Here is a 14,031-nt window from a genome sequence, read left to right on the forward strand (position 1 = left end):
AAAAAGAAATTGCTTTCCATTTGAGGTGTTTCTAATGGATCCATACGTCAATATATGTATTTGTGTTACTCCGGGAGCCGATATTTCAGATGACCGTATAGCAAAAGATTTAGCAGTTGCGGAGTCAATATGGCATCCCATTACATTTCAAATTAAAGATGTTATTACATTAAACGAATCATTCCGCTTTTATGATGCAGAGATTAGTTATAAAAGCTCCATTCAAACGCAGCCAAAATTATCCTCTTTTTTTTATACTTGTGCATCTCAAGTCCCCGATTGCGATCTTTATATTTGTTACATCGGCAGTGACTATTTCAAAGAATGGGCAGTTATTGCTTGTGCTTATTCTTTAGCGAAACAAAACCAGCTCACCGGCTATATCGTTCTAACAAATTCAGCTGCTCCAATGAAAAATATATATACCCTCGCTCATGAAATTGGGCATATTTTATTTACAAGACGTATTCATGGAAAGCTTACCCACGCAGATCCTCACTCCCCGACTGGTTCTGAGCATCACCCTTCTCCAACAAATCTTATGTATCCTATCGTTCCTCGTCCTGATAATGTTCATATTGATTCACTATTAACAAGCGAACAAAAAAATCTCTCTTTACAAAGTCCTTTATTACAAAGAAAAGAACAGTAACGGCATTGTTACTGTTTAAAATAGTATATTCCAATCAACAAACCAAATACCGGCTGCAAGGAATACAAATATACAACTAAAAGAAAGCGTACTCCCTCTAAAAATCCCAATATAATATTTCTTTGGAAATAATTTTTGATATATCCAAAACAGCCCTTTTCCTATTAAACCGAACATTGAACTCCCACCTACTCATCGGACCATGTCCTATACATTCCTTAAGGTGGGAGTCTTCTGTCGGGAAATGATAAAACTCCTAATTTACACTTTTGCGCTCTTCCATTTTTATAGACCATCTCATTAATCCATATAAACTACCATATAGAAGTAAAGGTTCTAACACTCCCAAATATGGGTTCTGCTTTCCTAATTCTTTAAATACAAACATAATTAATAACGGTACAATGATAGCCAATATTCCAATCCAGCCAAGTATATAAGCTTCACCGATCAAAAGTACTAAAAAGACAACTCCAGCTAATATATAACTTTGCATAGTAGAGAGTTGTAACACAGGTGTCCCATACCATTTATTCATAAACATTAATAACACTAGTAATAAAATTGGCAGCAAAGCTGCTACATAAATAATGCTAAATTCTTTTACTTTACTTTTAAACGATGATATTTTAAAGGCAAAAATAATTCCTACAATAGTAATCATTAAAACAATTGGGTACCCAATCAACTGCACATTCGTTAATGTAAATTCATGATTAGGACTTTCAAATAAAATATTTGTGAATAACCAATATCCTCCGATTCCAATAATCATTCCTAAAATACTCTTTATACTCCCGCCTTTATCCTTCTCCATCTCGTTCGCTAATTCTTCCGCATACGCTTTTGGTGAATCACCAAATATATCGCTTACCGTCTTTCCCTTTTTCGCACCTTCAATTAAATGGAGTTTTGCATCTTCTAAAAAATTTTGAACATCATTTTCTTTAACACCCTTTGCAGTCAAAAATAACCTCATATCCAATAAGAACTTTCGCGCTTCACTTGATAGCATTATTTTCTTCTTCCCTTCCCTTCAAGTAGACGTTCTACACTACTTTGCATCGCTTCCCAGCGATCCATAAATTCATCTAGTTCATCTTCTCCCTTTTCTGTTAACGTATAATACTTCCGTTTCGGACCAGATGGAGATTCCTTCATTACACTTGATATTAGCCCCTCTTTTTGCATCCGTATTAACAACGGATAAATACTTCCCTCACTCGCCATTGTAAAACCATACTTTGCTAGCTTTTCACTCATTTCATAACCGTATATTTCACCTTCAGAAATAATAGCAAGTAAGCATCCTTCTAAAATCCCTTTCAGCATTTGACTTGTCGACATAATTCAAATCCTCATTACATTTTTCCAAATCTTTGCAGGATTTTCATTACCTTCCCTCTAAATAGAGCAATAAGAGAATTTTCATATGAAGGAGTGTTTGTCATCATGGTTACAAATCGAGTTGTCTTTTTAACAGGTGCTGCAAGTGGAATTGGTTATGAGATGGGCAACGCTTTTGCAAAAGAAGGAGCTAAAGTTGTTATTAGCGATCGACTTGAAGATCGTGCAAAAGAAGCTGCTGAACAGCTACGAGAAGAAGGATTTCAAGCAATCGGATTAAAATGCGATGTTACATCAGAAGAAGAAATTGCAGCTGCCATTTCTCAAACGGTTACCCATTTCGGATCATTAGATGTATTAGTTAACAATGCCGGAATGCAGCACGTTTCACCAATTGAAGAATTTCCAACTGATAAGTTTGAACTTCTTATTAAAATCATGCAAATTGCCCCATTTATCGCTATTAAACACGCTTTTCCTATCATGAAAAAACAAAAGTATGGACGGATCATTAATATCGCTTCCATTAACGGACTTGTCGGATTTGCGGGGAAATCTGCTTACAATAGCGCAAAACATGGGGTAATTGGATTAACAAAAGTGGCCGCTTTAGAGGGGGCTACTCATGGAATTACTGTAAATGCTCTTTGCCCTGGATATGTTGATACTCCTCTTGTACGTAATCAACTGCAAGACTTAGCAACTACACGAAATGTACCGCTTGAAAATGTTTTAGAAGATGTCATTTATCCACTCGTACCACAAAAACGATTGTTACAAGTACAAGAAATCTCAGATTATGCTTTATTTTTAGCAAGCGAAAAAGCAAAAGGAATAACTGGCCAAGCTGTTGTCATCGATGGTGGTTATACTGCTCAATAAGAAAAATAAAGTTTGCTCGCGAAGAGCAAACTTTATTTTAATTTCTATCGCGAGGATCATCATACTTTAGTAATTGCTGCGGGAGTTTTTCTATTGCAACAATTACTCCATCTAATTTACTTTCAATACGATGCAGTAAATATAATGTTACAACAATCGGAAACCCAACATTACCAATCATCGAGATCCATTCTTCCATCCTGCTCTCCTCCCTTCATTATATAAATAAGTAAACGAGGAGAGTCTTGGGCATAAAAAAACAAGCTATTATATATTAGCTTGTTTTTTTAAATAATGAAGCGATTACTAGTCTATAATCCCCACGCAAAATACCTTTCTCAGTAATAATACCTGTAATTAATTCATTAGGTGTTACATCAAACGCAGGGTTATATACAGGCGTACCTATTGGCGCTACTTGTTTCCCAAAAATTTTCGTAACTTCCGTTTCATCTCTTTCTTCAATTACAATTTCAGTACCTGTTTGTTTTGTAATATCAAATGTAGAGCGAGGAGCAGCAACGTAAAAAGGAATACGAAAATACTTTGCTAATATAGCTAAATTCAATGTTCCTATTTTATTTGCCGTATCACCATTTGCTACAATTCGGTCTGCACCTACAATAATTGCATTAATTTCTTTCGTTCGAATTGCATGAGCTGCGGTATTATCCGTAATGAGCGTTACATCAATATCGGCTTGTTTCAACTCCCATGTCGTTAAGCGTCCCCCTTGTAAAACAGGTCTCGTTTCACAAGCATAAGCATGTAAATGTATCCCTTTCTCTTTTCCAATATAAAATGGAGCTAATGCCGTTCCATACCGCGCAGTTGCAATACTTCCTGCATTACAAATCGTTAAAAGTGTATCGCCATCTTTAAAGCATGTTAAAGCATGCTCTCCTATACTTCGGCATACATCTTCATCTTCTTGCTGAATGCGAAGCGCTTCCTCTTCTAATATTTTTTGTACATCTTTAATCGTAGTAATATCTTTACTAACTTCTCTCATACGATCTATCGCCCAAAATAAATTAACGGCAGTCGGGCGCGATGTTCCTAAATAGTTACAATCTCTATTAAACTTTTTTTGAAACTCATCGATATTCGTAACATTATATTTTTTCGCTGCAAGTGCTAAACCGAACGCAGCTACAATTCCAATTGCAGGCGCTCCGCGTACTTCTAACATAACAATACTTTTCCATACGTCTTCAATATTTGTTAATGTTTTATATTCAGTAACATGTGGTAACTTCGTTTGATTTAATACTGCGATTGTATCCCCTTTCCAACTTACGGACCTCGGAACAGTAACGATTGTACTCATGCTTTTACTCCTCCTGAAACAGTATGTTGAAATAGCGTTCGGAACAACTGAATATCCGCACCTTTCGTTTCATGCTTTAATAGTTCTCTACCTAAGTAAACTGCTTGTTTCTTGACTTGTGTTCTTCTTTCTTTATCTACTATTTCGTCTAAATCAGCTACATGTGCTAGTCCAATCGTTCTACGAATCATTTCACATCCAGCAAATCCAACTGCATCATTGAAAATATTTTGCAAAATAATTGGTAACCACTGCTTTTCTTTCGTATATGTTTCTACCCCTTCACCGATCCATAACTGCGTAAAAGTATCTACAAAATAGTTCCATGTCTTTTCTATATGGAAAAATAAAACACTTCGTTTTTCCTCTTCTCGCGATAATGCATTTAATAATAAATTTGCGATAAATTGACCGAGATCAAATCCAAATGGACCATAAGTTGCAAACTCTGGATCAATTACTTTCGTTTCAGAAGGTGATGAAAAAATGCTACCAGTATGTAAATCTCCATGAATTAATGCTTCTTTTCTTGTTAAAAATTTATACTTATACTGCGCTACTTTTAATTTTAACGTTTTATCACTCCAAAGCTCATCAACAACTGATTGCAGTTCTATCTCATAATCATTCGTATCATAATGTCCAAACGGATCTGTAAACACTAAATCTTCTGTAATTTTACAAAGATCCGGATTCACAAGTGTGCCATCTAACACTCTTTTTTCTTCTGAACATAATCCAAAATCTGAAGTGTAAAATAAAATATGTGCTAAAAATCGGCCGATATGTTGTGATAAAAGCGGATATTCTTCTCCTTCTATTAATCCCTTTCTTGTAATTGTAAGCCTTGACAAGTCTTCTATTACTGTCACTGCCAACTCTTCATCATGATTGTATACTTCCGGAACATATTCCGGTACATACTTCGCGAAAATTTGCAACGCCTTACTTTCAATTGTCGCTCTTTTTAACGAAAGTGGCCAGCTCTCGCCAACTATTTTTGCATATGGAAGTGCTTGTTTTATAATAATCGCACGTTCTCCATCAGATAGTTTGAATACATAATTTAAATTACCATCCCCTATTTCATGACAGATTACGTTTGCTTCCTTTTCAAAATAGCCATGTTCTTTCGCATACTGAATTGCTGTTTCTTCTGTTAATGAATAATATCCCATATTCTTCTCCCCCTTTTTTTATTTCAGAGGTTTTTCATCATAAGAAAAACCTCTTTCCACGAAGAAAGAGGTTTGAAGTGTATCTTCTCCCCTCTCATCTGCCAGAAAGTATACTTTCTGCTGGAATTAGCACCGTGCCTTTTTGGCGTATAAACGCCCCATTTCACAATGGTATTACGGTCGGTTGCTGGGCTTCATCGGGCCAAATCCCTCCACCTGCTCTTGATAAGAGTTGCATAATTTTTTTGAATTTTTAACTTTATGATGAAGACTATAACAAGAATAAAAATCATTTGTCAATATTTTATTTGTATAATTCTGGACGACGATCGACGAACACCGGAATTCCTTTACGCACTTCTTGAATTTTATCTAACTTAAGCTCTGCATATAAAATCGCTTCTTCTTCATTTGCCTCTACTACAATTTCCCCCCACGGATCCACAATAAGAGAATGACCAGCGAATACATTATTTGGATCTTCCCCCACTCTATTACATGCAACGACATAACATTGATTTTCAATTGCTCTCGCTTGTAAAAGTAAACGCCAATGCGCTAAACGAGCTAACGGCCACTCTGCCACAACAAATAAAACTTTTGCACCTTTAGCTGTATGAACGCGCATCCATTCTGGAAAACGAATATCATAACAAATTGTTCCCGCGCACTCTACATTATCTAACATAAATTCACTCGTTCCATCACCGGCGATTAAATACTTATGCTCATCCATAAGCTGGAATAAATGTACTTTACTATACTCATTTAACAACGTCCCTTCTCGATTAACAACATACATCGTATTTGTAACACCTTGCTTCGTTTGCTTTGCTATCGAACCACCAACAATATTTACACCATATTGCTGTGACCATTCTTTCAACATTTCTTTCGTTTCTATTCCATCCCGATCTGCAATTTCTGAAAGTCTCGTTAAATCATAACCAGTTGTCCATAATTCAGGTAAGACGATAACATCGGGTTTCCCCTTCATTGCTTCTTCTATTTTTTTTCGTGCATTTTCAATATTTTGTTTCACATTCCCAAAAGCAATATTCATTTGAATACATGTGATTTTCATTTTGTCCGCCCCATTCTTAATTTTTCCTTTACAAAATACTGGAAAGATTATATCATTTGTCACTAGAATTGTAACAACTTTCAAAAGAGGTGAAAAGTATGAAAAATTTCAAACCTTCCAAGGTGGTAACATCATTGCCTACACAATTTTTCGCTTCACTTGTTGCAAAAGTTAACAAAGTTATTGCAGCTGGTCACGATGTTATTAATCTAGGTCAAGGCAATCCAGATCAACCAACACCGCCGCATATCGTAAAAGCCTTACAACAAGCGGCAGAAAAGGCCATTCATCATAAATATCCGCCATTTCGCGGACATGAGAGCTTAAAAGAAGCCGTTGCGACGTTCTATGCACGTGAATACGAAGTGACAGTAAACCCAAAAACTGAAGTTGCTATTTTATTTGGCGGAAAAGCTGGACTCGTTGAATTACCACTTTGTTTTACAAACCCTAGTGATACCATTCTTGTTCCAGATCCAGGCTATCCAGATTATTTATCCGGTGTCGCTTTAGCAAAAGCAAAATTTGAAACAATGCCACTTGTTGCAGAAAATAATTTTTTACCGGATTATACAAAAATAAATGATTCCATTGCGGAACGAGCGAAATTAATGTTTTTAAACTATCCAAATAATCCAACTGGCGCTGTTGCACCAAAAGAATTCTTTGAAGAAACAATTCATTTCGCTAATAAACATAATATTTTAGTCGTTCACGATTTTGCTTATGGTGCAATTGGTTTCGATGAAAAAAAACCCGTTAGTTTCTTGCAAGCGAGTGGCGCTAAAAATGTCGGAATCGAAATTTATACACTATCAAAAACCTTTAATATGGCAGGATGGCGTATCGCTTTTGCTGTTGGTAATGAAAGTGTTATTGAAACAATTAACTTATTACAAGATCATATGTACGTTAGTATTTTTGGTGCTGTGCAAGATGCTGCTCGTGAAGCCCTACTAAGCTCACAATCTTGTGTAGTTGAACTTGTAAATCGTTATGAATCTCGAAGAAATGCTCTTATTGAAGCTTGTCACTCAATCGGATGGAATGTAGATATACCAAAAGGATCATTCTTCGCGTGGCTTCCTGTACCAGATGGTTTTACATCTGAGCAATTTGCTGACATCCTACTTGAAGAGGCACATGTTGCAGTTGCCCCTGGCGTTGGATTTGGTGAACATGGCGAAGGATATGTTCGAATCGGTCTATTACATACAGAGGAACGGTTACAAGAAGCAATTTATCGAATCGAGAAATTAAAAATTTTCAAAAAGTCATTGACAACACAAAAAATATCTGACAAAATTCAGATATCAAAAAAATTTAAACATTTCTAAATACTTCTTATCAAGAGCAGGTGGAGGGACGAGCCCGATGAAGCCCGGCAACCGATCTACAATTGTAGACACGGTGCTAATTCTCGCAGCATTATGCTGACAGATAAGGAGCTGGTTGTAAAAAAACCTCTCCTTAGCTGAGAGGTTTTTTTATTTAACTAGGAGGTTATGAAAATGAGCGGAATAATAGCGACATATTTAATCCATGATGATTCACACAACTTAACAAAAAAGGCCGAACAAATTGCTCTCGGTTTAACAATTGGTTCATGGACCCACTTACCACACTTATTACAAGAACAATTAAAACAACATAAAGGCAATGTCATTCACGTGGAAAAGTTAGAAGAACAAGAGCACGTAAATACTTATCTTGAAAAAAAAGTAACACGTGGCTTGATTAAAATTCATTATCCATCACTGAATTTCAGCCCAGACTTGCCAGCCATTTTGACAACAACATTTGGGAAACTCTCGCTAGATGGTGAAATTAAACTAATTGATTTATCATTCTCAGATGAATTAAAAAAACAATTCCCTGGACCAAAATTTGGTGTTACTGGTATCCGAAACCTTTTACAAGTTCATGATCGCCCTCTTCTAATGAGTATTTTTAAAGGGATGATAGGACGGAATATTGGATATTTAAAAACGCAACTACGCGATCAAGCGATTGGCGGCGTAGATATTGTAAAAGATGATGAAATTTCATTTGAAAATTCATTAACACCACTTACAAAAAGAATCGAATCTGGAAAAGAAGTATTACAATCTGTATACGAAACATACGGTCATAAAACTTTATATGCAGTTAATTTAACAGGACGAACTTACGATTTAAAAGAAAATGCAAAACGCGCTACAGCGGCTGGAGCCGATATTCTTTTATTTAATGTATTTGCTTACGGATTAGATGTACTACAGTCCCTTGCAGAAGATGAAGAGATTGCTATTCCAATTATGGTGCACCCTGCTGTAAGTGGTGCTTACGCTTCATCAAAACTATATGGATTTTCTTCTCCATTACTACTTGGAAAATTACTACGTTACGCTGGTGCTGATTTCTCTTTATTCCCATCACCATACGGTAGTGTTGCATTAGAAAAAGAAGAGGCTCTTCTTATTACAAAAAGATTGACCGAAGAAGACACATTTTTCAAGCCTAGCTTTCCTGTTCCATCTGCTGGAATTCATCCTGGTTTCGTTCCCTTTATCCTTCGTGATTTTGGCAAAGATGTTGTTATTAACGCTGGTGGTGGTATACATGGTCATCCAAATGGAGCACAAGGCGGTGGAATGGCTTTCCGGGCAGCAATTGAAGCTACTTTACAAAACATACCGCTTCATGAAGCAGATGACAGAAATCTACATAGCGCACTACAAATATGGGGAAATCCATCTTATGAGGTGAAATTATGAGTATTCAGGTGTTTTGTGATTTCGATGGTACGATTACAAATAATGATAATATCATGTCCATTATGGAAAAATTCGCACCACCAGAAGCTGAAGAAATAAAACGAAGGATTTTATCACAAGATCTTTCTATCCGAGAAGGTGTTTCTCAATTATTTCAATTGTTACCGACTACTTTACACGACGATATCATTACATTCCTAAAAGAGACTGCCCAAATCCGTACGGGTTTTCAGGAGTTTATACAATTTATAAATAAAAATAATATTTCTTTTTACGTAATTTCTGGTGGAATGGATTTTTTCGTCTATCCACTCTTGCAAGATATCGTTCCAAAAGAACAAATTTATTGTAATACAACTGACTTTTCAGGAGAATCTGTCGAAGTAAAGTGGCCTCATCCTTGTGATAAGCATTGCAATTACAATTGTGGCCTTTGTAAATCATCATTAATTCGCAAACTAAGCTCTGAAAATGATTTTCATATTGTAATAGGAGATTCCATTACCGATTTACTAGCAGCAAAACAAGCACACAAAGTATTCGCTCGCGACTTCCTTATTACGAAATGCGAAGAAAATCATATTGCTTATACACCATTTGAAACATTTCACGATGTTCAAGCTGAACTACAACACTTGTCGGAGGTGAAATTATGAAGCAACTTTTTCGCCAATGGTATAACTTAAGTGAAATAAAAAAAGAATTAACAACTCGAAATTGGTTCCCAGCAACAAGTGGAAATATTTCTATAAAAGTTAATCACGATCCGCTTACTTTTCTTATTACAGCAAGCGGTAAAGATAAAACGAAAACTACTCCAGACGATTTCTTATTAGTAAATCATCAAGGAGTTCCCGTTTTAGAGACTGAGTTACGACCTTCAGCAGAAACAATATTACATACACATATTTATAACAACACGAATGCTGGGTGCGTACTTCATGTTCATACAACCGATAATAATGTCATCACAAATTTGTATAGCGATGAGGTCACTCTTCGAAATCAAGAAATCATTAAAGCTCTTGATATTTGGGAAGAAGGTGCAACGATTAACATCCCAATTATCGAAAATGATGCTCATATTCCAACCCTTGGAGAGAACTTCCGAACGCATATACATGGAGATTCAGGAGCTGTATTAATTAGAAACCATGGTATTACCGTTTGGGGACGGGATAGCTTTGATGCTAAGAAAAGATTAGAAGCATATGAGTTTTTATTCCAATTTCATATAAAACTATTATCAATTCAAGGAGGCGTTTCTAATGGCGCAAATTCGTATTCATGAAGGAAATACTCGTATTGAAAATGAAGTGGAAGTAGCAAAATTTTTACAAGGAGAAGATGTTTTATATGAGAAATGGAATATTTCTAAACTTCCTGCTCATTTAAAAGAAAACTATTCCTTAACAGATGAAAACAAAACTGAAATATTATCTTTGTTTTCAAAAGAAATTGCTGATGTTTCAGAGCGTCGAGGTTATAAAGCACATGATGTGATTTCTCTTTCTAGTCACACACCTAACCTTGACGAATTATTAATCAATTTTCAAAAAGAACATCATCATACTGACGATGAAGTTCGCTTCATTGTCAGCGGTCATGGCATCTTTGCTATTGAAGGAAAAGGTGGTCAATTCTTTGATGTGGAACTTGAACCTGGTGATCTTATATCTGTACCTGAAAATGCAAGACATTATTTCACATTACAAGATGATCGCCAAGTTGTAGCGATTCGCATTTTTGTTACAACAGAAGGCTGGGTTCCAATTTATTAAGGTAGTTAGTTGAATAAAAGGATTTGGATCCCCTTTTCCACCCTTTTGTTCACTCTACATATATACATCCTCCTATGGAACAGGATTATGTCATTACGGTGACATAATCCTGATTTTTTGTTTATCAAGTGTATTTCTCAACATTTTTTGAACATTTTTTGAACATTTTTTGAATTTTTTCTGAAAATTCTGTTTTAACTGTGATATACTACAAATAATAGAAAAGGAAAAGAAAACTGCAAATAGAGGGGGAGAATCATGAATTTAATTATGGCACTTATATTGGGGGTTACATGCGGAGCGATTCCTGCCATTCTCGGAGCAATTATGGAAGAATTAGAAATAGGCGTTTTAGGTTTTGTTGCATCTTCTGTAAGCGCTTTATTGTTTGGTTTATTCGGTGCTATTCCTGTCGCTATTCTCTTTGCATTTTATATATTACGTCACGCACGCTCAAAACAATTCAAGCCAAATCATATTGCTCAAGTCATCCCTTTTCCAATTGAACGGTCTCGTCGCGCCTCCAGTTTATAATTCATTATAATTGAAACTTTACTTTGTCCTCTTACACATAACTATCCAACTATCTTTTACTCCCATACATGTTTCATAATAAATAAAAGTCCTCAAGCGAGGACTTTTATTTATTATCTTCTAAAAACTGAAATAGTTCCTGTAAATGAAGAGCATCTTCCCCGTAGCTAACCGATACATAACATGCCCCATCAATTTCAGCATGCATATAAAGGTCAATTCCGTCACGATCATATTTTAAGGCTAAATAAAATTCCATTTCTTCTAGCATTTTCTTTGAAGTTCGAATTACATAATGTCCATTCTCATCACGTCCGTATTCAAACGCTGGTTCAAAATCATATTTTTGTTTAAATGCAGCTTGTTGCTTATCATTAATTGACGTACAAGTTGTACGTTGAACAGCATCAATCATTCCATCAAACTTTTTGAGATTCACCTCATTTACCCCCTTATGTATTTTTTATATAACACTTGTGTCCCGCTATCTTCTTCTCCATCCTCTATTAATTCTTCATATAAACTTTTAGCTAACGTTAAGCCTGGTACAGGCAATTGTAGCTTTTCAGCCTCATCTAAAGCAATTTTCATGTCTTTCATAAAGTGTTTTACATAAAAGCCAGGTTCAAAGTCTTCTTTCAACATGCGCGGAGCTAAATTACTTAATGACCAACTACCGGCAGCTCCAGTTGAAATGCTCTGTAATACTTTATCGGGATTAAGCCCTGCTTTTTTCGCATAAGCTACCGCCTCGCACACACCTATCATGTTAGATGCAATTGCAATTTGATTACACATTTTTGTATGTTGCCCGCTTCCTGCTGGTCCTTGCAATTGAATATTTGTTCCTAGTTTTTCAAATAAAGGTAAACAAATTTCATACACTTCTTGCTCACCACCAATCATAATGGCTAGTCTTCCTTCTTTGGCGCCAACATCCCCTCCAGATACCGGTGCATCTAGTGTATATACAGCTTTTTCTTTTCCAGCTGCATATATACGTTTTGCTAGCGTTGGTGTAGATGTTGTAAAATCAATTGCAATTGTTCCTTCATTTGCATGTTCTAAAATTCCATCAGCTCCAAAATAGACCTCCTCTACGTCATGAGGATATCCTACCATCGTCATAACAACATCAACATTTTCAACTAATTCTTTCGGGGTACTGCACCAATTTGCCCCTTCTTTTAATAAATCCGCCGCTTTTTCTTTTGTCCTATTATAAACATGTACCTTATAGCCACCTTGCATTAAATGACGTACCATACTTTTCCCCATAACACCTGTACCTATAAAACCAATTGATGAAATTTCACGTTCCATTTCCTCATCCCCTTTGTTCTAATAAATTACTTACCATCTTTCGGAATTCTTTATTAAAATTATCATCCATACTATTTTTCACATTTGAAAATAAAATAACAAACGTTCCTTTTTCTTTATTAAAATTATTGAAAGTATTCCACCCAGATAATACACCATGATTATGAAAATAATCCGGATATATATAGAAACTAAATGCATATTTTCGTTCTGCTGGAGGTGTAAACATCGCTTGTATACTTTGCTCGGAAAGAAGTTTTCCATTAATAATCGCTTCATCTAACTTCTTCATATCTCCAACTGTCGTATACATCTCCCCACAACCGTATAACCAATTCATTCCCAATTTCTGCGCAGGTACAAGTACATTATCTTTCTTTACATATCCTTTAGTAAAGTGCTGATCTCCCGGGACCATATTTCCCATACCTGATTCGTGCATTTCTGCTTTAGCAAATATATTTTCTTTTATGTAATCTCCTAAAGGTTTTTTCGATATACTTTCTATAATATAAGCCAGCACCATATAATTATAATCTGTATATCTCCACCCAGTTCCTGCAGGAAATTCTACATTTTGACGTCCAATCCAATTAATTAACTGTAAGCGCGAAGCAGCATTCACATTTCCCTTTGCATGCTCTGGTAAACCAGAGGTATGCGTTAATAAATGATATAGCGTAATATTTTTATTTACTGGAAATGAAGGAATATATTTATTTACATTATCATGAATGTTTAGCTTCCCCTGTTCTTGTAGCTGTAAAATAGATGTCGCTACAACAGTTTTTGTTATAGAACCGATACGGTATTTTGTTTGTGGCGTATTTTCAATTTTATTTTGAACATCTGCATATCCGTATCCCTTGTTCAATATAACATGATCTTTATCTGCAACAAGAACCGTACCATTAAACTCTTTATCTTTTAAATATTGATCTAATTTTTGAGATATGCTAGCATAATTGACTTGCGGTTCTTCCTTTTTTTCCAAATTATTTTGTAACTCAGATTCAACAGACGGCGTTGCTCTTGATGTTAATACCTTTTCTTTTTCTGGAGTGTAAAGAAAGTAGTACGCACTCCCACATACTATAAAACAAATTAAAACTGTAATTACTATTTTTTTTATCATTATTAAACCTCCACGGCTACTTCGATATC

At 35.6% G+C, this 14,031-nt stretch carries 17 protein-coding genes, 1 pseudogene and 2 riboswitches; of the genes and pseudogenes, 8 read left to right on the forward strand and 10 right to left on the reverse strand.

The features are described from left to right. Positions 1-34 precede the first annotated feature (34 nt). Complete coding sequence (locus tag DJ93_RS05680) at positions 35-652, forward strand: ImmA/IrrE family metallo-endopeptidase (RefSeq protein ID WP_042979607.1); 618 nt, start codon at positions 35-37, stop codon at positions 650-652. A gap of 15 nt (positions 653-667) precedes the next feature. On the opposite strand, the pseudogene DJ93_RS05685 reads toward DJ93_RS05680, so the two are convergent. From DJ93_RS05685 to DJ93_RS05695, 3 genes and pseudogenes are all read right to left on the reverse strand, one after another. Further along, positions 668-826, reverse strand: a pseudogene (locus tag DJ93_RS05685) (DNA-binding protein); the annotation flags it as partial. A gap of 82 nt (positions 827-908) precedes the next feature. Then, positions 909-1,667, reverse strand: coding sequence for a DUF1129 domain-containing protein (locus tag DJ93_RS05690; protein ID WP_042979609.1), 759 nt, complete (start codon positions 1,665-1,667; stop codon positions 909-911). Beyond that, a complete protein-coding gene (locus tag DJ93_RS05695; protein WP_042979610.1) occupies positions 1,667-1,999 on the reverse strand; it encodes a PadR family transcriptional regulator in 333 nt (110 codons plus the stop codon). The genes DJ93_RS05690 and DJ93_RS05695 overlap by 1 nt, the downstream gene beginning before the upstream one ends. Before the next feature lie 105 nt (positions 2,000-2,104). Between DJ93_RS05695 and DJ93_RS05700 the strand changes: the two genes are divergently transcribed. After that, entirely contained in the window at positions 2,105-2,881 is a 777-nt protein-coding gene (locus DJ93_RS05700; protein ID WP_042979611.1) for a 3-hydroxybutyrate dehydrogenase, read from the forward strand. 37 nt (positions 2,882-2,918) lie between these two features. Here DJ93_RS05700 and DJ93_RS05705 read toward each other — a convergent pair whose 3' ends face one another. The 4 genes from DJ93_RS05705 to DJ93_RS05720 form a co-directional block, all read right to left on the reverse strand. Beyond that, positions 2,919-3,080 carry a YvrJ family protein gene (locus DJ93_RS05705; protein WP_042979612.1) on the reverse strand — a complete coding sequence of 54 codons (162 nt, stop codon included), beginning with the start codon at positions 3,078-3,080 and terminating at the stop codon, positions 2,919-2,921. Between the two features lie 75 nt (positions 3,081-3,155). Next, positions 3,156-4,211, reverse strand: a complete 1,056-nt coding sequence (mtnA, locus tag DJ93_RS05710; protein ID WP_042979613.1) for an S-methyl-5-thioribose-1-phosphate isomerase — start codon at positions 4,209-4,211, stop codon at positions 3,156-3,158. After that, positions 4,208-5,389: an S-methyl-5-thioribose kinase gene (gene mtnK, locus DJ93_RS05715; protein WP_042979614.1), complete on the reverse strand. Its 1,182-nt coding sequence runs from the start codon at positions 5,387-5,389 to the stop codon at positions 4,208-4,210. Before mtnK ends, mtnA begins: the two co-directional genes overlap by 4 nt. A gap of 91 nt (positions 5,390-5,480) precedes the next feature. Continuing rightward, positions 5,481-5,621: riboswitch (SAM riboswitch) on the reverse strand. A 72-nt stretch (positions 5,622-5,693) separates the two neighbouring features. Then, positions 5,694-6,557: a carbon-nitrogen family hydrolase gene (locus DJ93_RS05720; protein ID WP_042979615.1), complete on the reverse strand. Its 864-nt coding sequence runs from the start codon at positions 6,555-6,557 to the stop codon at positions 5,694-5,696. A 14-nt stretch (positions 6,558-6,571) separates the two neighbouring features. Here DJ93_RS05720 and DJ93_RS05725 point away from each other — a divergent pair, with 14 nt between their 5' ends. The 6 genes from DJ93_RS05725 (at position 6,572) to DJ93_RS05750 (ending at position 11,544) form a co-directional block, all read left to right on the forward strand. Continuing rightward, on the forward strand, positions 6,572-7,810 hold the full coding sequence (locus tag DJ93_RS05725) for a pyridoxal phosphate-dependent aminotransferase (protein WP_042979617.1): 1,239 nt from the start codon (positions 6,572-6,574) through the stop codon (positions 7,808-7,810). A 4-nt stretch (positions 7,811-7,814) separates the two neighbouring features. Further along, a riboswitch (SAM riboswitch) is annotated at positions 7,815-7,920 on the forward strand. Between the two features lie 64 nt (positions 7,921-7,984). Next, positions 7,985-9,229 (forward strand): 2,3-diketo-5-methylthiopentyl-1-phosphate enolase, encoded by a 1,245-nt coding sequence (mtnW, locus tag DJ93_RS05730; protein ID WP_042979618.1) that lies wholly within the window; start codon positions 7,985-7,987, stop codon positions 9,227-9,229. Next, positions 9,226-9,885, forward strand: a complete 660-nt coding sequence (locus DJ93_RS05735) for a 2-hydroxy-3-keto-5-methylthiopentenyl-1-phosphate phosphatase (protein WP_042979619.1) — start codon at positions 9,226-9,228, stop codon at positions 9,883-9,885. Before mtnW ends, DJ93_RS05735 begins: the two co-directional genes overlap by 4 nt. Further along, the gene (locus DJ93_RS05740; RefSeq protein WP_042979620.1) at positions 9,882-10,520 is read left to right on the forward strand and encodes a methylthioribulose 1-phosphate dehydratase; all 639 of its coding nucleotides are present in this window, start codon (positions 9,882-9,884) and stop codon (positions 10,518-10,520) included. Before DJ93_RS05735 ends, DJ93_RS05740 begins: the two co-directional genes overlap by 4 nt. Next, on the forward strand, positions 10,498-11,010 hold the full coding sequence (locus tag DJ93_RS05745; RefSeq protein WP_042979621.1) for a cupin domain-containing protein: 513 nt from the start codon (positions 10,498-10,500) through the stop codon (positions 11,008-11,010). The genes DJ93_RS05740 and DJ93_RS05745 overlap by 23 nt, the downstream gene beginning before the upstream one ends. A gap of 258 nt (positions 11,011-11,268) precedes the next feature. Then, on the forward strand, positions 11,269-11,544 hold the full coding sequence (locus DJ93_RS05750; protein ID WP_042979622.1) for a hypothetical protein: 276 nt from the start codon (positions 11,269-11,271) through the stop codon (positions 11,542-11,544). A 106-nt stretch (positions 11,545-11,650) separates the two neighbouring features. Here DJ93_RS05750 and DJ93_RS05755 read toward each other — a convergent pair whose 3' ends face one another. From DJ93_RS05755 to DJ93_RS05765, 3 genes are read right to left on the reverse strand one after another with little or no spacing between them, the layout of a single operon-like run. Further along, positions 11,651-11,983 carry a DUF3909 family protein gene (locus DJ93_RS05755; protein WP_042979623.1) on the reverse strand — a complete coding sequence of 111 codons (333 nt, stop codon included), beginning with the start codon at positions 11,981-11,983 and terminating at the stop codon, positions 11,651-11,653. Positions 11,984-11,988: 5 nt separating this feature from the next. Then, entirely contained in the window at positions 11,989-12,867 is an 879-nt protein-coding gene (locus DJ93_RS05760; protein ID WP_042979624.1) for an NAD(P)-dependent oxidoreductase, read from the reverse strand. 4 nt (positions 12,868-12,871) lie between these two features. Next, positions 12,872-14,002: a serine hydrolase gene (locus DJ93_RS05765; protein WP_042979625.1), complete on the reverse strand. Its 1,131-nt coding sequence runs from the start codon at positions 14,000-14,002 to the stop codon at positions 12,872-12,874. Positions 14,003-14,031: the final 29 nt, after the last annotated feature.

This window comes from Bacillus clarus (genome assembly GCF_000746925.1).
Taxonomy (GTDB): Bacteria; Bacillota; Bacilli; order Bacillales; family Bacillaceae_G; genus Bacillus_A; species Bacillus_A clarus.